Source organism: Rhizobium sp. SEMIA 4085 (genome assembly GCF_013004495.1).
Taxonomy (GTDB): Bacteria; Pseudomonadota; Alphaproteobacteria; order Rhizobiales; family Rhizobiaceae; genus Rhizobium; species Rhizobium gallicum.
Genome location: NZ_JABEPH010000094.1, coordinates 1 through 17,530, shown reverse-complemented (window position 1 = coordinate 17,530; position 17,530 = coordinate 1). Strand labels below are relative to the sequence as shown.

Sequence of the window (17,530 nt, the reverse complement as noted above, 5' to 3'; positions counted from 1 at the left end):
CCCGTCCTTCCGCCCGGGTTCCCACATCCCCGCCAAGGATGCCGCCGCAACACTCGAAAATGACCAGGGCTACGTCACTTCAAGCGCGTTTTCACCGCATGTCGGATCGACCATCGGCCTTGCCCTCGTCAATCGCGGATCAGAGCGGCACGGCGAAGAGGTGGTGGTTTGGAACGGCCTGCGCAACGAATTCACCCGCGCGCGCCTGTGCAATCCGGTTTTCTTCGATCCGCAGAACGAGAGGCTCCATGTCTGATTTCCGCCCGACCCATCGCCCGGCGCTCGGCGCAAAGCCGGTGATCTCTTCTACTGCCGTCAGCCTCTCTCCGCTTCCCGAAGGCGTCATCATTCATGTGCTCGCCCAGCCCGGCGAACGCGATGTAGCGTCTTTCCTCGATGGCCTGGCCAAAGGGGCCGCCCTCGCCGTCCGTTCTGTTTCGCCCGGACAGTGGTTCGTCGTTGGCGAAGAACCGATGGCATATCAGGACATGAAGGATCTGTTGGACGGGCTCCGACCGCGCGCAACCGGCGTCGACCAGAGCCATGGACGCGTGCGCATCCGGATCAGCGGCAAGTTGGCCAGGCGCGTCCTTTCGAAAGGCACGGCGGTCGATCTTGCGCCCGGCTCACTCCCCGTCGGACAATCCGCAACGACGTTGGTCGGCCATATCGCGGCCCATATCACCTGTGTCGATGCCGACACATTCGAGATTATCGTCCTGCGAGGATTTGCCGAAAGCCTGTGGGACGACCTCGCGCGCATGAGCGCAGAGTTCGGCTGAGCGCAGGTTTGTCAGAGATACCGAGGAAGGCATGACCTACCAGCACCATGCAAACTCCGTTTGAGGCTTCGCCATGGCGGCCGGCAATCAACATTCGGCTCAGTCACCCCCGCCACATCCACCTCCACCACATCCGCAGTCACCGTCCCCGGAAGATGATCCTCCGCTTCCGCCTCCGCCACACCCGCTTGCGTTTTGTCTGTCCCTTCGAGGCCGGCGGACGGGAAGCAACATCGTAAGACCAAAGAAGGCGGCGATGCCGGCGAGCACGGGCGCCACCGAAGAAAAGCGTTCTTCAAAACTCCATCCCGCAACCAGCACCAAAATGGCAAGGCAGCAAACCAAACCGAGCTGGCTCCTGGTGACGCTAAGGGATCGCCACCAACTGCTGCGGCGAGATCGCCGGGCGTCTTTGAAGCGGATCTGCTCGTGCGGCCAGATGTCGAGGGGCGGCGTCATGTTGAACTCCTGCCGATATCGCACCTTCGTGCGTCGGTAGCAGTTGCGATATCTGGCACTTTCAACAGCGCCTCCCTCGCTTGGGTCGTGATGGATCTCTCTCCCCAACACGTCACGGCAGAAGTCGATCCAATAGTCGCGCGTATAGATGAGATGCAGGTGCCACACCTCGTCGACTTCTTGCGAAGGCGTCAGCGTCTCCTCCGATACGCACATCAGATAGATAAACTTCTTGTATTCCTGAATGACACGTTGCGTAAATTCGGATGACCAACCAGTTTGGCGCGCGAGCCTGGCCGAGAAGGGCATGCCGACGCCGGGTTGATCGAGGCTGTAAGTTTCAAGGCGGCTCCAGAGACTGGGATCGCTCGTTCTGCTCATGCTGTCCTCATCAGCCATGGTTCGACGACAGAATTATAGCACATCCGTGGATGCACCTGGGTCGGGAGCTGTCGAGGTCTGGCCTCTATCGTATGCGGCAAGGCTCGTTGTCATATGAACATGTAGGGGCCACACGTCACGCCCTCCTGGAGCCCGTCGCTCGACAGCTTCCATGAGTTCGGACCTTAGTCCAGGTTGACGGCATTTCAATCGCGGCTAGATTGCCTGGGGCGGAAATGACCGGGGGCGGTTTTAGTGCTGGGGGTTTCATTCAAGGAAAGTGACCTGCGCTTGATGTCGGGCGCGGTCCAAGCATGGTACAGACACTTTGGCTTGGCACCAGAACCGAGATATTCTGCCATGCTGTGCAGTTCGGTGATTGATCGCTTCAACCAGGGTCACAGTTCCGTCGAAGATCTGACAGCCCACTTAATCGCTCTTTTCGATGGACCGAAATCCATGGAGCGCTACACGACATCTACCAAAGCTCATTAGCACCTGCTTGACCGTCGGTTCGCTCGCGGACAGATCGAAGAGCTTTCAGACCGGGCCGGACGATGTCGTCGCCGTTCCATCCGAAAGCATGCCCGTTCTCCTGACGCAGGACGAAATCGAATTATTCGTGACGGCTTGACGGCAAACGGCAAGGTGGGTGTAACGCCTGCGCTCCAATGAGCGATGATGCTGCCATTTTAACGGCCCACTGGAAAGGATGGAACTTTTCATCCTCCTCAATGTTTGCTGCAGTGGATCACGTGGCGCGTTCTCCTCCCTTACGTGAACCGCGTGATCCGAGTGCTACGGGAGATGGTCCCTCCCTCTCCAAGCACACCCAAGTGGACAAGGGCTCGTCTTCCTCCACGGCTTGAGGCGAGCCCTTGTCGCATTGCGGATCTGCCAAGTGATGACGTGCCCCGAACCGTTACGCTACGCGCCTGATCCGGATCTCCCTCTTACCCGGCGATCGGAACTTGCCTTGCGTCAGCGAGGTTGGTGCCTGGTCGACGACATTTCGCGAATATGTCGAGTGCGGGATCATAAACCGTTGTCGACACGTCCATCAGCCCGAGAACACTGTGAAATAGGTTGTCATGGGAGTTCGGGAGCGCTGCATTCCGATCCAGACATCCCATGTCAAACCCACCCGCGCGCTGCAGGTCATCCGCGATCCAAACGAGGAATGGGACATGGGTTTGCTGCGACGGCGCGAACACATATGGCGCGCCATGCAAATAAAGGCCGTGCTCACCAAGCGACTCGCCGTGATCTGAAAGGTAGATGACTGATCCGGCAATCGTGGAGGAGCGCGCCTTCAGTCTATCGATGACCTGCGACACGATGTGATCGGTATAAAGGATCGTATTATCATAGGCGTTCTTGATTTCCTGCGCTGAGCACGCACCGAAGTCATTTGCCCGGCAATCTGGTAAAAAGTGCCTGAAATCGTTTGGATATCTCGAGAAATAGGCCGGGCCGTGGCTTCCCAGCTGATGCAGGATCAAAACACTATCGCCCTTGACGGTGCCAAGCCATGAATCCATGCGATCGAGAAGAATGGCGTCCAGGCATTCGCCGTCCTTGCAAAACCTGGCGTCGGCAGAACTCGGAAGGAATTGATAAGCGACGCGGTCGGTCACGTGATAACTGCCGGTATCATTGTCAAACCACGACACTGATACGTTTGCATGGGTCAGGACATCGAGCACGTTCTCTGTCTCAAGGCCCTTGCGATGTGTGTAGGCGCGGCGCGGGTAGACCGAAAACATGCACGGTATCGACACGGCCGTGGACGTGCCGCAGCTCGTCGTGTTCGGAAAGTAGACGACGCCGCGCTCGCGGAGCTCCGGGTTCGTATCCCTGGCGTATCCGCCTAGCGAAAAATCGTCTGCCCGAGCGGTTTCTCCCGCGACGATGACCGTCACTCGCGGCTTTGGCCTCAACCCCGCGCGATGTGCGTCCACTCCCAGTGGCTGCGCGGTAACCTCGGCATTCCGGGGCGCGTCTATTATGAATCGAACGGCGCTCGATATCGGAAAGAAGGGATTGAGTGGATCGAGGATGTCCCGGTGCGCCCGGCCGACCCCGGCAAAGGTTCGATAGTCGCAGGCCGCCGCCAGAGCGAAGATCCCGATGCATCCGGCGATTATTGCGCTGTTGTGCGCCAGTTTCGCCAAGAATGGCCGATGCGCGATCCTTACCCAGACAACGACCAGCGATGGAAGGAGCCCAGTCATAAGGAGATGGGTGGCGAAGCGCAAGGTTAAGAGGTGCCCCGCTTCAGCACCCGTTGAGACGGCGGCGTTCCGGATCATTTCGCGATCAACGACCACACCGAACTGATCGGTGAACCAGGACGCCGCAGACGCGGTGAGGATGAAGAAGATCAAGAATATCCTGGTTACGTATTTCGCAGAAAAGGCCGTGATTATGGCCATGCTCATTGCCGAGATGCCAACGGCAAAAAGAATGAACGCAAAGTGATCCTTTGCCAAATAACCGAACGCCCTGGTCCAGAATGTCCAGTTGGTGACAAGCAGCAGATACAGGGTCGTGGCGGCGCAAACTGTCACGCTTTTGACCGTGGGCCGATAGCGATACAAGACTTTGTTCATCCTAATGCATCCAACGCGCTCGATGTCCCGGCGCGGTGCAAAAAGATTGGAACTTCCGGGCTAAGGATCTCAGGCATGGGCGCTCCAGAGTGGGTAGCGCCTAGGTGGCTGACGAACCTGACAGAGACCTGAACGGCCGTCAGGCGACGGCATTGCCGAGACCGGTCTTCTCCTCAATGGCCCTGACATGACGCAGTTCCATCAGGCGCGTCGTTATCGCGCCCGCCGGCGTGCGACGCTTCAACGACGTCTTCGATCCGTTGAGCGATGCACTGACATATCCGCCGTAGCGGGCATCATCGCCAGCAACATTCGAAAGCCCTGGATGGGATTGGAAATCAACCCCCGGTCCCGGTTCGGGCTTCAGCATCCCGCGCTTACTACCATCGCGCGAACTATCTTCCCAAGATCGACGGCGCAGTCAGATATCGAAATTGGTCGGCAGCACAACGACATCGCGAATTGTGACATTTCGCGGCCTGGTTAGCATGAAGATGATGGCATCGGCCACCTCCGACGGTTCGATGAGGCTTCCCGATTCCTTCGCCTTTTGGAGATTTTCTTCTGGCCAATCGGCAAGGAGCGCGCTGATCACCGGTCCGGGCGAAACCGAGCCCACGCGGATGCCCTTCTTGTTGACCTGGCGCCGCACGGTCTGAACGAAGCAGGTCATCGCCCATTTCGAAGCCGAATAGACGGGCTCCCATGGAACGGGATAATGCCCTGCCACTGAACTTGTGACGATAATGTCTCCCGAACCGCGCGCGATCATGTGCGGCAAAACATCATGGACGTTCTTCATGACTGCGTTGACGTTGAGGTTGAGCATCCGGTCTATAACGGCGGTGTCGGCCTCGATCCGGTCACCCCCGATGTAGGTGCCCGCCTTGGCGTGAAAAATATCGAGCTGGCCGGTCAATTTCTCGATAGACGGCATCAGGCTTGCGCAACTGGCGGGATCGAGAAGATCGATCACCAGGGGGATTACGCCATTACCGAGATCGGCACACACTGCGTCCAGTGCCTTCTGGTCGCGATCGACGAGCACCACGCGCGCGCCCTCCGCAACCATCGCCTTCGTGCTCGCCAGTCCGATGCCGGAGGCCGCACCCGTAACTGCCGCCACCATGCCTTCCAATTGCTTGACCATGCTCGTCTCCTTCTGCGTCAGATCACGTTCTGCAAATCCAGCGGCCATCCGGTTCAATGGCTTCCCCACTGGCTTGCCGTTTCGAGGCATTGCTTCCATTCAACGACACCGTCAGTCGTGCCGGCGCTACGAAGCGAACAGGCGGCTGCCGCATGGCCGAGCCAAAGACAGTCCTTGATTGCCCAGTCTTCGTGCAGGCCGTACATGAAGCCCGCCGCGAAGGCATCGCCCGCACCGTTCGGTCCGACAATCGCATTGCGAGGTATCTTGACGGAGGGCACGAAGATCTTCTCTCCCGACCGCGTGACGGTGATCGCGCCTTCCGGAAAGTGGATGGCGACAAGCCGCATCGCGCCCTGCGGGAGAATGACGGCCGAGGCCGCCGCGCAGGCATCAACGTCAGTCCTGCCGTCCCGAGTTGTTTCCATCTCTGCAAGCGCCCCGATCTCTTTGTCGTTGACAATGAGCGTATCGAGATGCGGTAGACAGGGCAGGATCAGGCCGCGCAGGCGTTCCGGCGTGACCGTGCAAAGTTCGAGATTGGTCTCAAGACGAGCTGCTCGAGCGGCTTTGAGCACTGTCACCCAGCCATTGGCATTGTCGCGCCAAGGGGCATCCATCGTGGGGTGGATGCCGGGAAGTCCAAGATGCAAGAAGCGCGCGGTGGTTCCAGAAAAATCGAAATGATCCGGCGAAAGCAGCGCCGAAACGCCGATCTCGGAAATGTGTGTGCGCAGTCCACTTGCCTGCGACACGAAGGCCTCGGTCGTATGGGTGGTCGCCTGATCGCTGACATGCATCTGCCGATGGTCGAGACCAGCTCGCTCGGCTTCGGCGATGAGCTTTCGGCCGGCCTCGTCGTTGCCCACCAATCCAATGGTTTCGACCGGGATTGCCGGGTCGAGCCTCTTGATGTCGATGGCAAGATTGCAGGCCGGGCCGCCGCCACGTTCCTCGAGCCCCCAGGCGATACCGACGCTGTCTTCCCTTGGCCATGCGTCTATCCTGCGATTTCGGTCGAGGCACCAGGTCCCGCCGGCGATGAAGCCGCGCCTGCTCGTTCGGGTCATGCTCTCCTCCCATGGCGGGCTCAATTCATCAAAACCTTTTCGGTGATGACCGTGTCGTCGGAGAGTGTCCGCATCGGCTCCTGACCGCCTGCCTGCAGCGCGCCGTGATAGGCCCTGACCGCCTCCTCTGGTCTGAGATCACCATCTGCTACGGCACGCATGAATTTCCCCATGGCGAGCGGATCTTCGGCGAGATTGATCTTGCGACCGAAAAGCGCCACGCGAGCGCCGTATTTCTCCGCCTGGTGGATGAGTTCGAACGTGTCGCGCGCAGTCCCCGCGCCGCCGCCTAGAACGCCGACGATCAGGCTCGGGTCGTAGGACGTGAGTTCCTCCAGCGCCTTCGGACCATTGTACGGAATCTTCAGGAACTGCGGCCGCTGGGCACGCGTCAGCCCGGCCAGCGCCCGGCATATGCAATCATTTACGAAATGTGGCTGGAGGTCGGGCGAAATACCGGTGTCGACGTTCGGATTGAAGACCTCGAGGAAATAATTGAAGCCGTTGTCGTGCGCGTCCTCTACGAAATCCAGGAAGGCGAGCAGCGAATTGTAGTCCGCGTCGAGATCGTTGTTGAAGGTGATCGAATAGAGGCCGAGATCGGTATGGCGCCGGTTGGCCGACAAAGAAGCAGTGCGATAGGGCCGTGACGGCTGAGAGGCATAGGTCGCGCCGCGCCCCACCCAGATATCCGTCGCATCATTGGCTCGAATGGCGGGTTTCACATTGCTGCCTGCGTAAGCACCGCTCTCCGTCAGCAATTCGAGATTGGAGGCGGAGGTCAGCATGATATCGACGATGTCCTGGGTGACCACTGCCCTGATCTGTTCGAGGAATTCCGCCCGCGTCCGGAAGCGCGTGTAGGAGCAGTCCTTCTCGAGCTTCGGGCCGCAAGATGGAATGCTCGGTCCCATGTCGCCATCCTTCGCGTCCGCGATGATGAAATCCGTTCGCTTGTAGTTGCCGGCCCTGATCTTGGCGATTTTTGCGTCAAAGCGTGTCATGCGTTGATCCTTGAAAATCTGGGGCCGCCAGATCGGCGGCGGGAAGGTTCACAATTTGAGGCATCTGCCTCGCAAAACCGTCAGGCGATCATGTAACCACCATCCACAGGCATCGATAGGCCGTTGACCATTGCTGCCTCGTCAGAGAGCAGGAAAAGAATGACCTCGGCAATGTCTTCGGGTTCGGCGAAACGGCCGACCGGAATGCGGTTGAGCATGCCGGCTGCCTTTTTTGGATCGCTCCAGGCCTTGATGGCCATGGGGGTGAGCGTCACGGTGGGATGCACGCCGTTGACGCGGATGCCCTTCGGCGCAAGTTCCTTGGCCATTACCCGGGTCAGCCCGTCGAGAGCGGACTTGGAAGCGCAATAGGCGGCGTGATCGGGAATACCGACAAAGGCGGCGACGCTCGATACGTTGACGATTGCGCCTTTCCGGCTGTTCTTCACCATGTCGCGGGCGTATTCCTGCGAAATGATCATCGGTGCCCTCGTATTGACGGCATAGAGCAGATCGAAGTTCTCGACCTTGAGATCGAGAAAGGACTCAAGCTCGGTCGTGCCCGCACAATTGATCAGAAAATCGGCCGGTAGAGCCTCAAGGGCTGCAGCGCGCGTCGCGTCCGGATCGGCAAGATCGACCGCGATTGGGATACATCCGATTTCATTCTTCAGATCCCCAAGATCGGCCGCCGAACGCGATAGCGCGGTCACCTTGGCCCCACGCTGCGCCAGCATGACAGCAGTCGCCCGCCCGATGCCCTTGCCGGCGCCGGTCACCACCACATGCCTGTTAGAAAAATCCATCGCCAATACCTCCTACCAGCAAGTGAAGCCGCCGTCAGCCCTGACGGTCGCGCCAGTCATCAGGCTCGATGCGTCGCAGGCGAGAAAATGCACCACCGAGGCAATCTCATGGGGCTGGCCCATCCGGCCCATCGGCGTGTCACGGATCCAGATGTCCATCATCTTCTTGTCGACCACAGTCTTCGTCATTTCGGTTTCGATATAGGTTGGTGCGACGGCGTTGACGCGAACGCCACGGTCGGCCCATTCCACGGCGAGTGAGGCGGTCAGATGGTGGACGGCGGCCTTTGAGGCGTTGTAATAAGTCTGCAGCTGTGGACGGTTGACAATATAGCCGGACATCGAACCGATATTGACGATTGCACCACGGCCGGCCTTCAGCATGTAGCGGCCGAAGGCGCGATTGCACCAGAAGACGCCGTTGTAGTTCACATCGTTGACATTAAGCCAGAGTTCGTCCGGCGTATCTTCTGCGGCCGTACCGGTCCGGGCAATGCCTGCGTTGGCGACCAGCGCGTCGATGCGACCGTACTTTGCGAAGATGTCCGCAGCGGCTTTGTCGACGGCTGCGGAATTAGTGACATCGAGGACCAGCGCATCGGCTTCGACACTCTTGCCGGCCAAGGCCTGCCTGCCCGATTCGGCGAGCGCTTCGTCACGATCGATGATGACGATTCGGGCGCCTGCCTCGGCAAGCGCTTCGGCGCAGGCAAGGCCAATACCGCGTCCGCCGCCGGTCACCACAGCGGTTTGGCCATCCATCCGGAATTTCTCGAAGAACATGTCTTGCTCCGTGGCTATGCAGAATTAGAGACGCCGGCCGCTCTTGGCGTCAAACAGATGCACCCGGGCCGGGTCGAACCGGAGCGAGATAGCCTCACCCGGCAGCGCGGCGATGCGATCGCGAACGGCCGCCATGATGGCATCGCCGCCGAGATGTGCAAAGATCTGAGTTTCCGAGCCAGTGGGTTCGAGAACCGAGATCGTCGCAGGCATTCCTTCAGGCCGCACATCGATATGTTCTGGACGGATGCCGTAGATGATAGGCTCGCCGTGGCTCGGCGTTCCCTCTGGCACCGGCAGCACGGTGGCCTTGTCGCTGACAAAGGCCAGCCGGCCGCTTTCCATCGACAATCTGCCGGGAACGAAATTCATCGACGGCGAGCCAATGAAACCTGCCACGAAGACATTGGCCGGGCGATCATAAAGATCGAGCGGCGCGCCGATCTGCTCCACCCGTCCGTCGCGCATCACGACGATCTTGTCGGCCATGGTCATGGCCTCGATCTGGTCATGCGTCACATAGATTGTGGTCGTCTTCAGCCGTTGGTGAAGTTCCTTGATCTCGACGCGCATGGTCACGCGCAGCTTGGCGTCGAGATTGGAAAGCGGCTCGTCGAACAGGAAGACTTGCGGATCACGGACGATCGCGCGTCCCATGGCGACGCGCTGGCGCTGGCCGCCCGAGAGCTGCTTCGGGTAGCGATCAAGCAGTTTGCCGAGATCGAGGATTTCGGCCGCCCTGCGCACCTTCGCTTCGATCTCGCTCTTTGGCGCGCCCTTGAGCTTGAGAGGAAAGCCCATATTGTCTGCCACGGTCTTGTGCGGATAGAGCGCGTAGTTCTGAAACACCATGGCGATGTCGCGATCCTTGGGAAGGACGTCGTTGACGACCCTGCCGCCGATGGCGATCGTGCCGCCGGAGATCGTCTCAAGCCCTGCGATCATCCGAAGCAGGGTGGACTTGCCGCAGCCGGACGGCCCGACCAGCACGACGAATTCGCCATCGGCAATGTCTATGCCGACGCCGTGGATGACCGGCAGCGCACCATAATTCTTTGTAACGTTCTTGACGGTGACGTGAGCCATATGAGTTCCTCTATTGCGGCAGTGCGATCTGCATCTTGACTTCGCCCTTCGCAGCGGAAGCCGCGATCTCGAAAGCCCGAACGCTTTCGTCGAAATCGAATGTTCGGGTGATGAGCGGTTTCACGTCGATCGCCCCCGATGACAGCATGGCCACGCAGCGCGGAAAGACATGGGCATAGCGGAAGACATGCTCCACGCGCGCCTCGCGCACCATTGCTTTGCCGACATCGTAGTGGATCGGATGAACCTGCGAACCGATGAAGACCACACGACCGCCGGGTGAAAGCGGGTCGAATACGCCCTGGGCACCTGCGGGATGGCCCGAGCACTCGAAAACGATCTCCACGCCCCAGCCACCGGTGGCGGCAAGGATTTCTCTCGCCAGTTCCTGCCGCGCAACGTTGACCGGTGAGATTGGACCGAGCTTGGCGGCAAGCTCCAGCTTGGCGTCATCGATGTCGCTCACGAACACCCGCGCGCAGCCGGCCGCGACAGCCGACAGCGCTGTCACCAGGCCGATCGGACCAGCGCCGATCACCAACGCTATGTCGCCCGGCCTGACCTGCGCCTTGGTGGCCGCATGCACACCCACTGCCAGCGGTTCGACCATGGCGGCTTCGGCGAAGGAAACGTTGTCGGGCAGTTTGTAGGAGAAATCGGCCGGGTGGACGACCGACGGCCTGAGTACGCCATGGATGGGCGGCGTCGCCCAGAAGCGGACCGCCGGATCGATATTGTAGAGGCCCAGGCGCGTCGCGCGGCTGTTGGGATCGGGAATGCCCGGCTCCATGCAGACCCGATCGCCCACCTTGAGCGACGTGACCTCGGCACCGATCTCGATCACCGTGCCGGACGCCTCGTGGCCGAGGATCATCGGTGCTTTCACCTGGAATACGCCGGTGCCGCCATGTGTATAGTAATGCACGTCGGAGCCGCAGATGCCCACGGTGTGGAGCTTGATGCGCACGTCGCGTGGGCCGAGCACCTCGTCGCGCTCGATCGGAAAATCGCGCAGCGACAGCTTCATCTTCTCTTCCAGTACCAGCGCTTTCATTGTTTCTGTCCTATTGTCTCAAGAAGCATCAGCCGCGCCATACGATCAGGACCCCGAGCGCGATGGCCAGGACGTGGCAGACCGTCAGCGGAATTGATTGTTCGAGGAACCGCATCCAGAAGAGTTCGAGCGCAACGAAAAGGTAGATGCCGACGAAGACGCGGTCGAACCAGTTGGTGGTGATCGGCAGAAAGCCTGTCCGCTCGGATTTGCGGCCCGCCACTTCCGGTTCGGCATCGATCTGTCCAGGGTCAAATGGCTCTTGCATCGCTCTACTCCTTGACTGCGCCGAAGGTGAGACCTGCCACGATATGCCGCTGGACCACTGCGAATATGACGAGGGCGGGGATGAGCGTGATCACGGCGATCGCCGCCATCGCCCCCCATTCGGTCCCCGTTGTCGTCACATATTCCGAAAGGCCTGTGGTGATGGTGCGCGCGTTGAAGCTGGTCAGGGTCGCAGCGAGCAGGAACTCGTTCCAGGCGAAGACCCAGGTGAGGATCAGCGTGACGGCAAGGCCAGGCCGTGCAAGCGGGAAGATGACTTCGTGGAGAACCTGCCAGGTCGAGGCACCATCGACGGTTGCGGCCTCATCGAGTTCCTTGGGAATTCCGTCGATGGTGGGCCTCAGCGTCCAGATCGCGAAAGGCAGGTTGAACGTGCAATAGAGCAGGATCATGCCGATCTTGGTGTCGTAAAGCTTCCAGTCGCCGAACGTGATGATCTGGGTGAAAAGCAGGAAGAACGGCAAAAGAAACACCGCCGCCGGCGCCATGCGGTTGGTGATCGTCCAGAAGAAGATGTTCTCCTTGCCTGCGAGGTCGAAGCGCGAGAGCGCATAGCAAGCCATGAAGGCCAGCACCGTAACCAGCACGGCGTTGCCGCTGGATATGATCATCGAATTGAGCATGTAGCCGCGCAGCGTCTCATTGCCCAAGACGTTGACGTAATTCTTCCAGTAGATCGCGTCCAGAAACAGGCTCGGCGTCGTGAAGAGATCGACCGCCGGCTTGACCGAAATGACGAAGAGCCAATAGATCGGGAAAAGCGTCAGCAGGCTCAGGAACAGCCAAAGCGCCACGTAAAGAAGGGGATTGCGGCCCTGCATCAGAATGTCCTTTTGCGTTCGCGTCGAGCCACGAGGGCGACATAGAGCAGCCAGCACATCACCAGGGTGAGGTAGAGCACGATCACTGAGATCGCGGCGCCATAGCCGTAGTCGGTCTTTGGGAAGACGATCTTCCAGATGTGCAGCCCGACATAACGGGTTGCGGCCCCCGGCCCGCCCGAGGTCAGCATCCAGACTTCGTCGACGGTGCGCAGCGCATCCATCAGGCGGATAAAGACCGTTGCGAGAATTGCCGGTCGGATCATTGGCAGTGTGACGTGCCAGAAGATCTGGCGGCGGTTGGCGCCATCGATCTGCGCCTGCTCGAACGGCTCTTTCGGCAGGGCGAGCAGTGCGGCAAGCAGTGTCAGCGTCACCAGCGGCGTCCAGTGCCAGATGTCCATGATGACGGTCAGGGTGAAAGCGGTGGTGGCGTCGCGGCCGATGTTGAGATCGTATCCGAACCAGTTTCTCAGGAGATAGGGGATGATGCCGATGCTGGGCGTCGTCATCAGACGCCAGACCGAGCCGACGACGATGGGCGCGACGATCAGCGGCAGTGTGTGAATCGTGCGGAAGAAGCCACGCCCGGGAAATTCCTTCATGAAGAGTTGCGCGAGGAGATAACCCAGCGCGATCTCGCTCAGCACCGCGAAGAATGCGAATTTCATGGTGAACGCGATGGAGGTCAGGAATTCGGCGTCGAAGACAAGGCGGCGGAAATTATTGGCGCCGTTGTAGATCATGTCGGGGCTGGCGCCGAACGGGTTCCACTGGTGGAATGCCACGTAAAGCACGTAGATGAAAGGTATGATGCCGAAGATGCCGAGGATCGCGATCGTCGGGGCGAGCATCAGCCAGCCGACAGTGTTTGAACGCATGAATTCGTGCTCCCGAAGATATCCGTGCAGATCCACAGCCTGCACTAACCGGCAACTGCGCCCGGGTGGCGGTCCTGGGAGAGGCCACCCGGACGCAGGCTTTTGTCGGTGTTATTTGCGATAGCCGAGATTCTTCAGCTCTGCTTCGGCCGCCGCCGCCATCTGGTCGAGGCCTTCATCCGGACCTACTTCGCCTAAGAGGATCTTGTAGAAGATCGGCGCCGTGGCTTCACGCACCTGCGCATGGAAGGGGAAAGGCGGCGCGCCGGCGAACAGCTTTCCCTGGTCCTTGAGCATGGTGTAGTAGCCATTCAGCTTCTTATCCATGTCGAGGACCTTGGGATCGTCATAAGTCGCCGTATTGGTGATGCGGGGCGCAGCAATCGCCCAATCGGGCTGGACCGAGTCCTGGCCGATGAACTGCAGGAAGAGCAAGGTCGCTTCCTTGTTCTTCGACGTCACCGGCAAGCCGAAGGCACCGCCGTCATAGTAACCGAGATAGCCCTTGCCGCCCTCGACCTCCTTGAGCACGTCGGGTTCGGTGGGCGGAAGCGCGACGCCGACGTTGCCGACCACCTTGGACTTTTCTGCATCCGACGCGATCCAGGCGGCGTTCTCGCCATAAACCAGGCCCTGTGCGACGCGGCCGGCGGCGAATGTCGTCCCGACTTCCGTCCAGGTTGAAGCAGCAGATTCAGGTGGAGCGATGTCCCGCAGATGCAGCCAGTATTTGATGGCGGCCTTGGCCTTGTCGCCGTTCATCTGGCCGCCATTTTCGACGGAGGCGGCATAGTTGTTATTGGCGTCGATACCCCAGTTGTAGACGCCGAATGTCGGAGCGATCGACTCGAAGAATTCGTACCAGGAGGCCGCGTGACCGGTGTGCGCCTGGGCCGTCGTTCCCCAGAGCTCCATCCCGTTGTCCTTGCCGTACTTGGTGAAGAACTCAGCAATCTGCGTATATTCCTCATGGGTCTTGGCCGGAACCAGATCCTTGCCTGTCTCCTTCTTGAAGGCTTCCTGGATTTTGGGATCATTGAAGAGGTCGGTGCGATAGAGATAGACCTTTATGAAGGCTTCCATCGGAATACCGAAGAGATCGCCGTCGGCGTTCTTGAAGTAGTTGGCGAATGTCGTGAAATGGGTTTCATCGAATTCCGGCGCCTTCAGCGACGGATCGTCCTTCAGCGATTTCGAAATGTCGGTCAGGAAGCTGCGCGCCAGATAGGCATAGATGATGTCCTGCTCGATATAGACCATATCATAGATGCCGGTCTTGGCTTCCATGTCCTTGATGGCCTTGTCGTACATCTGGTCCCAGGAGGTGGTCTCGATCTGGACCTTGATGCCGGTCTTTTTCTCGAATTCCGGCGCAAGCACGTCCTTGATGTAGTTGGACGGCGGCGTGCTTTCGGTCACGCCGTGCAGGACGACACCCTTGTACTTTGCGCCGGCATCCGACCAGAAATCGGCCCTTGCGGGTATTACGCTGGTAAGAACACCGATCGCAAGCGCAGCGATTCCAATTCCACTTTTCCTAATCATAATTCCTCCTCCTTGTGCCTTTGCACCACTTGCGGGCGCTGGCCGGCAAGTACGTTCCCACGACCGACAGGTGTCGGCCCCTCCCAGGTTCCGGCAGCACGGCTCCTCCCGGCTTCCAGATACGGTTCGCCCTCATCGGAACGCTACCTCTGAGCTGCTTTCCCGGCTTCGTTCCTAGTGGCGTAAGAAGAGCTTAGTGCGCGGTCTTTTGCTCCGCCACGCGTGGTTTGCCCGCGACCTATACTTTTTCGCCGACTGCCACGGCCGCCGAAAAGGCACGAATTTCCCTGAAGGGATCGCTTCGCGCTTGCGTTCCGATCTTGTGTGCGTTGCGCCGATAATCCGAGGGCGTGCGCCCGCAGATCTTGAAGAACTGCCTGTTGAAATTGGCAATGTTGTTGAACCCGACGTCAAAGCAGATCTCGGTGATCGGACGATAGGTCTGGGTCAGTAACGAGCAGGCGGCATAGATGCGCGCAAGGATGACGTAGCGCGCGAAGGTATGACCGGTCTGGCGCTTGAAAAAGCGCGAGAAGGCCTGCGGCTCGAGACCGCAGACCTTAGCGACCGAGGCCAGATCAATGTCGTCGCTGTAGTGCTCCAGCACATAGCGCATGGCGACATCGAGCTCATGGGGCAGTTCCATCTGCGAAGAGGCCGGCGCAAGCCGCGACAGCCTGCGCCGCTCGGAGGGAGTGCGTGCCAGCGCGATCATCAGCTGCAGGAAGAGCACCACACGCTCGGCGCCATGGGCCGAGCCCATCTGCGCAAGCAGCCGCCGGCCTTCAAGTGCCGTGGCGCCCAAGAATTGAACGCCGTAGACCGCGTCCTCATAAAGCGGCTTTATCGTGCCGAGCTCGGGACAAAATGAGGCGACGCGATCGGCCCATTCGGGGGTGAACTGGATTAGCACGTCGCGGTTGCGGATCAGCTTGCCGGGCTCGATATCGCTGACCCAATTGTGCGGCACGTTCGGACCAGTCAGCACCAGGCAGCCAGGCTCGAACTCGCCGATATAGTCGCCCACCATCATGACGCCCGAAGTCGTGCGGGTGAGATGCAGTTCGTATTCAGGATGATAGTGCCACTTCGCTCGGAAATAGGGGTAATCATGCATGTTCCAGCGAAAGGATTCTGCTGGCGGGCAGATGATCATCTCGAAATCGGGTACGATCCGCAAATCGGCTTTCATGGAAATAACCTCCTCCCGACAGGCAGGTCGTGGCTCCCCGGGCGCCTATGTCAGCATGCACGCCAATAGAGCTTGTCGTCGTTCGGCTCCCTTGGCCAGTCGCAGCTTAAGAGCAAGAGAGCCATTGGTTCCCCCTGCACGTCGGCCTTCCGTTGGCGCTGGTTTGCGCCCTATATGTTGCCTGAGAAAACAAATTAGTTCATTTGGGAAAGCTGTCAACACCAATCTCATAAACCCATGTTTCCAAATCCCTGCAGACTACTATTGAGGCATTTGCACCCCAAAAAAAGCATTTGCTCACTTTGACATCGAATGCTCGACCCTCCTCGATCTTGAAATCCGCTTGACAGATGCGGCTGAAGCTTTATTTGTTGCGCAATGCAACATACTTTTCGAGGGGGAAGATATGGGCCGGTTAGGTATTCATTCTTTCGTGTGGACAGGCGGACAAACCCAAACGATGCTTGAGGAAGCAATGGAGAAATCCGCCTCCTGCGGTTACAACCTCATCGAGTTCGCCTACCTGCGCCCGGAGAAATTCGACCTCGATGCACTCGCCAAGCGGGCTGCGGCGCTGAAACTCGATATTGCTGTCACCATGGGCCTTCCGGTCAGCCACGACGTGTCGAGCGAAGATCCGCAGGCGGTGCGAGCGGGCGAAGGCATGCTGGCCGACGCCGTGCGCGCCGTGCGCGACATAGGCGGGAGCAAGCTCGGTGGCATCCTTTATTCCGCCCACACGAAATACGCCCGCATGCCGACCAAAAAGGGATGGGACAACAGTGTCGCGGCCATCGCCAAGACGGCTGGCCATGCCCAGTCTGCAGGAATCGACCTTGTTCTCGAAGTGGTGAACCGTTTCGAGACCAACCTTCTCAACACCACCGCCCAGGGCCTCGCCTTCATCGAGCAGGTAGGCTCCGAGCATGTGCGGCTGCACCTCGACACGTTCCATATGAACATCGAAGAAGCGAACCCGGCGGCCGCCATCCGGCTTGCGGGCGATAAGATCGGCTATTTTCATATCGGCGAAAGCAATCGCGGCTATCTCGGCGACGGCGTCATCAATTTCGACCTCATGTTCGATGCATTGCTCGACATCGACTACGAGCGCGACATCACCTTCGAATCCTTTTCGGGCGCTGTCGTCGATGAAGGTCTGTCGCTTGCCTGCGCGATCTGGCGCGACACCTGGACCGAAAACATGCCGCTCGCGCAGCATGCAAAGCGCTTCATCGACCTCAAGATGGACGAGGCGAAACGCCGTCGCGCGACCGTTGCGCGGCCGTGACGGCGAAAGATGGGGGGAAAGGTGAAGTCCGGTAGATACCGCGCGTTTGCGGCCCAGTCATGATGTGTCAATGGCAGGACAAGAGAGGCAAGGAGAATCGCCCGTGAATGAAGTGGGTCCAATCGCGTCTCAAAGCGGGATCCGCCAGCGCAATGAACTCGCGGCGATGCGGGCGCTCTATCGCCACGGCCGCTTGAGCCGGGCGGAGCTTGCGCGCATTCTAGGGCTCAATCGCTCCTCCTCCGGCCATATCATCGCCGGACTCACCGCCGAGGGCCTCGTGCGCGAGGTGGGAACCGCCGAGCAGGCCCAGACGACCCACGCG

General features: G+C 59.5%; 19 protein-coding genes. 4 read left to right on the top strand and 15 right to left on the bottom strand.

Annotated features, from left to right (window positions below; all coding sequences use genetic code 11):
* Both C9413_RS12200 and C9413_RS12195 read left to right on the top strand, forming a co-directional pair.
* Nucleotides 1-256 (top strand): glycine cleavage T C-terminal barrel domain-containing protein (locus C9413_RS12200; protein WP_170250494.1); only part of this gene is annotated, 256 nt, incomplete at its 5' end.
* The gene (locus C9413_RS12195; protein WP_040115998.1) at nt 249-782 is read left to right on the top strand and encodes a sarcosine oxidase subunit gamma; all 534 of its coding nucleotides are present in this window, start codon (nt 249-251) and stop codon (nt 780-782) included. The genes C9413_RS12200 and C9413_RS12195, both read left to right, overlap by 8 nt.
* A gap of 99 nt (nt 783-881) precedes the next feature.
* Here C9413_RS12195 and C9413_RS12190 read toward each other — a convergent pair whose 3' ends face one another.
* From C9413_RS12190 to C9413_RS12120, 15 genes are all read right to left on the bottom strand, one after another.
* Nucleotides 882-1,640 carry a hypothetical protein gene (locus C9413_RS12190; protein ID WP_052451869.1) on the bottom strand — a complete coding sequence of 253 codons (759 nt, stop codon included), beginning with the start codon at nt 1,638-1,640 and terminating at the stop codon, nt 882-884.
* Nucleotides 1,641-2,575: 935 nt separating this feature from the next.
* Nucleotides 2,576-4,234 carry a phosphoethanolamine--lipid A transferase gene (locus tag C9413_RS12185; protein WP_170250493.1) on the bottom strand — a complete coding sequence of 553 codons (1,659 nt, stop codon included), beginning with the start codon at nt 4,232-4,234 and terminating at the stop codon, nt 2,576-2,578.
* Between the two features lie 139 nt (nt 4,235-4,373).
* Nucleotides 4,374-4,604 (bottom strand): hypothetical protein, encoded by a 231-nt coding sequence (locus C9413_RS12180; protein ID WP_040116000.1) that lies wholly within the window; start codon nt 4,602-4,604, stop codon nt 4,374-4,376.
* Nucleotides 4,605-4,655: 51 nt separating this feature from the next.
* Complete coding sequence (locus tag C9413_RS12175; RefSeq protein WP_170250492.1) at nt 4,656-5,384, bottom strand: SDR family oxidoreductase; 729 nt, start codon at nt 5,382-5,384, stop codon at nt 4,656-4,658.
* A 53-nt stretch (nt 5,385-5,437) separates the two neighbouring features.
* A complete protein-coding gene (locus C9413_RS12170) occupies nt 5,438-6,454 on the bottom strand; it encodes a carbohydrate kinase family protein (protein WP_040116001.1) in 1,017 nt (338 codons plus the stop codon).
* A 20-nt stretch (nt 6,455-6,474) separates the two neighbouring features.
* Entirely contained in the window at nt 6,475-7,458 is a 984-nt protein-coding gene (locus tag C9413_RS12165; protein ID WP_170250491.1) for a hypothetical protein, read from the bottom strand.
* Nucleotides 7,459-7,538: 80 nt separating this feature from the next.
* On the bottom strand, nt 7,539-8,264 hold the full coding sequence (locus C9413_RS12160) for an SDR family oxidoreductase (RefSeq protein WP_040116003.1): 726 nt from the start codon (nt 8,262-8,264) through the stop codon (nt 7,539-7,541).
* A 12-nt stretch (nt 8,265-8,276) separates the two neighbouring features.
* Nucleotides 8,277-9,047, bottom strand: coding sequence for a glucose 1-dehydrogenase (locus C9413_RS12155; protein WP_040116004.1), 771 nt, complete (start codon nt 9,045-9,047; stop codon nt 8,277-8,279).
* Nucleotides 9,048-9,071: 24 nt separating this feature from the next.
* Nucleotides 9,072-10,133 (bottom strand): sn-glycerol-3-phosphate ABC transporter ATP-binding protein UgpC, encoded by a 1,062-nt coding sequence (ugpC, locus tag C9413_RS12150; RefSeq protein WP_040116005.1) that lies wholly within the window; start codon nt 10,131-10,133, stop codon nt 9,072-9,074.
* 10 nt (nt 10,134-10,143) lie between these two features.
* Nucleotides 10,144-11,187: an NAD(P)-dependent alcohol dehydrogenase gene (locus tag C9413_RS12145; RefSeq protein ID WP_040116006.1), complete on the bottom strand. Its 1,044-nt coding sequence runs from the start codon at nt 11,185-11,187 to the stop codon at nt 10,144-10,146.
* Between the two features lie 28 nt (nt 11,188-11,215).
* On the bottom strand, nt 11,216-11,455 hold the full coding sequence (locus tag C9413_RS12140) for a DUF2160 family membrane protein (RefSeq protein ID WP_022712685.1): 240 nt from the start codon (nt 11,453-11,455) through the stop codon (nt 11,216-11,218).
* Nucleotides 11,456-11,459: 4 nt separating this feature from the next.
* Nucleotides 11,460-12,296, bottom strand: a complete 837-nt coding sequence (locus C9413_RS12135) for a carbohydrate ABC transporter permease (RefSeq protein ID WP_040116007.1) — start codon at nt 12,294-12,296, stop codon at nt 11,460-11,462.
* On the bottom strand, nt 12,296-13,177 hold the full coding sequence (locus tag C9413_RS12130; RefSeq protein WP_022712687.1) for a sugar ABC transporter permease: 882 nt from the start codon (nt 13,175-13,177) through the stop codon (nt 12,296-12,298). Before C9413_RS12130 ends, C9413_RS12135 begins: the two co-directional genes overlap by 1 nt.
* Nucleotides 13,178-13,288: 111 nt before the next feature.
* The gene (locus C9413_RS12125; protein ID WP_040116008.1) at nt 13,289-14,722 is read right to left on the bottom strand and encodes an extracellular solute-binding protein; all 1,434 of its coding nucleotides are present in this window, start codon (nt 14,720-14,722) and stop codon (nt 13,289-13,291) included.
* Nucleotides 14,723-14,960: 238 nt separating this feature from the next.
* Nucleotides 14,961-15,914, bottom strand: coding sequence for an AraC family transcriptional regulator (locus C9413_RS12120; RefSeq protein ID WP_040116009.1), 954 nt, complete (start codon nt 15,912-15,914; stop codon nt 14,961-14,963).
* Between the two features lie 406 nt (nt 15,915-16,320).
* Between C9413_RS12120 and C9413_RS12115 the strand changes: the two genes are divergently transcribed.
* Together C9413_RS12115 and C9413_RS12110 are read left to right on the top strand one after the other, a co-directional pair.
* Nucleotides 16,321-17,205, top strand: a complete 885-nt coding sequence (locus tag C9413_RS12115; RefSeq protein ID WP_040116010.1) for a sugar phosphate isomerase/epimerase — start codon at nt 16,321-16,323, stop codon at nt 17,203-17,205.
* 103 nt (nt 17,206-17,308) lie between these two features.
* On the top strand, nt 17,309-17,530 hold a 222-nt coding region (locus tag C9413_RS12110; protein WP_348648773.1), incomplete at its 3' end, for a MarR family transcriptional regulator.

Excerpts from the sequence above, each read along its gene's own strand:
- C9413_RS12120 (WP_040116009.1), bottom strand. The coding sequence starts at position 15,914 with ATGAAAGCCGATTTGCGGATCGTACCCGATTTCGAGATGATCATCTGC.
- ugpC (WP_040116005.1), bottom strand. The coding sequence starts at position 10,133 with ATGGCTCACGTCACCGTCAAGAACGTTACAAAGAATTATGGTGCGCTG.
- C9413_RS12165 (WP_170250491.1), bottom strand. The coding sequence starts at position 7,458 with ATGACACGCTTTGACGCAAAAATCGCCAAGATCAGGGCCGGCAACTAC.
- C9413_RS12175 (WP_170250492.1), bottom strand. The coding sequence starts at position 5,384 with ATGGTCAAGCAATTGGAAGGCATGGTGGCGGCAGTTACGGGTGCGGCC.
- C9413_RS12180 (WP_040116000.1), bottom strand. The coding sequence starts at position 4,604 with ATGCTGAAGCCCGAACCGGGACCGGGGGTTGATTTCCAATCCCATCCA.
- C9413_RS12185 (WP_170250493.1), bottom strand. The coding sequence starts at position 4,234 with ATGAACAAAGTCTTGTATCGCTATCGGCCCACGGTCAAAAGCGTGACA.
- C9413_RS12195 (WP_040115998.1), top strand. The coding sequence starts at position 249 with ATGTCTGATTTCCGCCCGACCCATCGCCCGGCGCTCGGCGCAAAGCCG.
- C9413_RS12130 (WP_022712687.1), bottom strand. The coding sequence starts at position 13,177 with ATGCGTTCAAACACTGTCGGCTGGCTGATGCTCGCCCCGACGATCGCG.
- C9413_RS12160 (WP_040116003.1), bottom strand. The coding sequence starts at position 8,264 with ATGGATTTTTCTAACAGGCATGTGGTGGTGACCGGCGCCGGCAAGGGC.
- C9413_RS12115 (WP_040116010.1), top strand. The coding sequence starts at position 16,321 with ATGGGCCGGTTAGGTATTCATTCTTTCGTGTGGACAGGCGGACAAACC.
- C9413_RS12155 (WP_040116004.1), bottom strand. The coding sequence starts at position 9,047 with ATGTTCTTCGAGAAATTCCGGATGGATGGCCAAACCGCTGTGGTGACC.
- C9413_RS12190 (WP_052451869.1), bottom strand. The coding sequence starts at position 1,640 with ATGGCTGATGAGGACAGCATGAGCAGAACGAGCGATCCCAGTCTCTGG.
- C9413_RS12135 (WP_040116007.1), bottom strand. The coding sequence starts at position 12,296 with ATGCAGGGCCGCAATCCCCTTCTTTACGTGGCGCTTTGGCTGTTCCTG.
- C9413_RS12125 (WP_040116008.1), bottom strand. The coding sequence starts at position 14,722 with ATGATTAGGAAAAGTGGAATTGGAATCGCTGCGCTTGCGATCGGTGTT.
- C9413_RS12170 (WP_040116001.1), bottom strand. The coding sequence starts at position 6,454 with ATGACCCGAACGAGCAGGCGCGGCTTCATCGCCGGCGGGACCTGGTGC.
- C9413_RS12145 (WP_040116006.1), bottom strand. The coding sequence starts at position 11,187 with ATGAAAGCGCTGGTACTGGAAGAGAAGATGAAGCTGTCGCTGCGCGAT.
- C9413_RS12140 (WP_022712685.1), bottom strand. The coding sequence starts at position 11,455 with ATGCAAGAGCCATTTGACCCTGGACAGATCGATGCCGAACCGGAAGTG.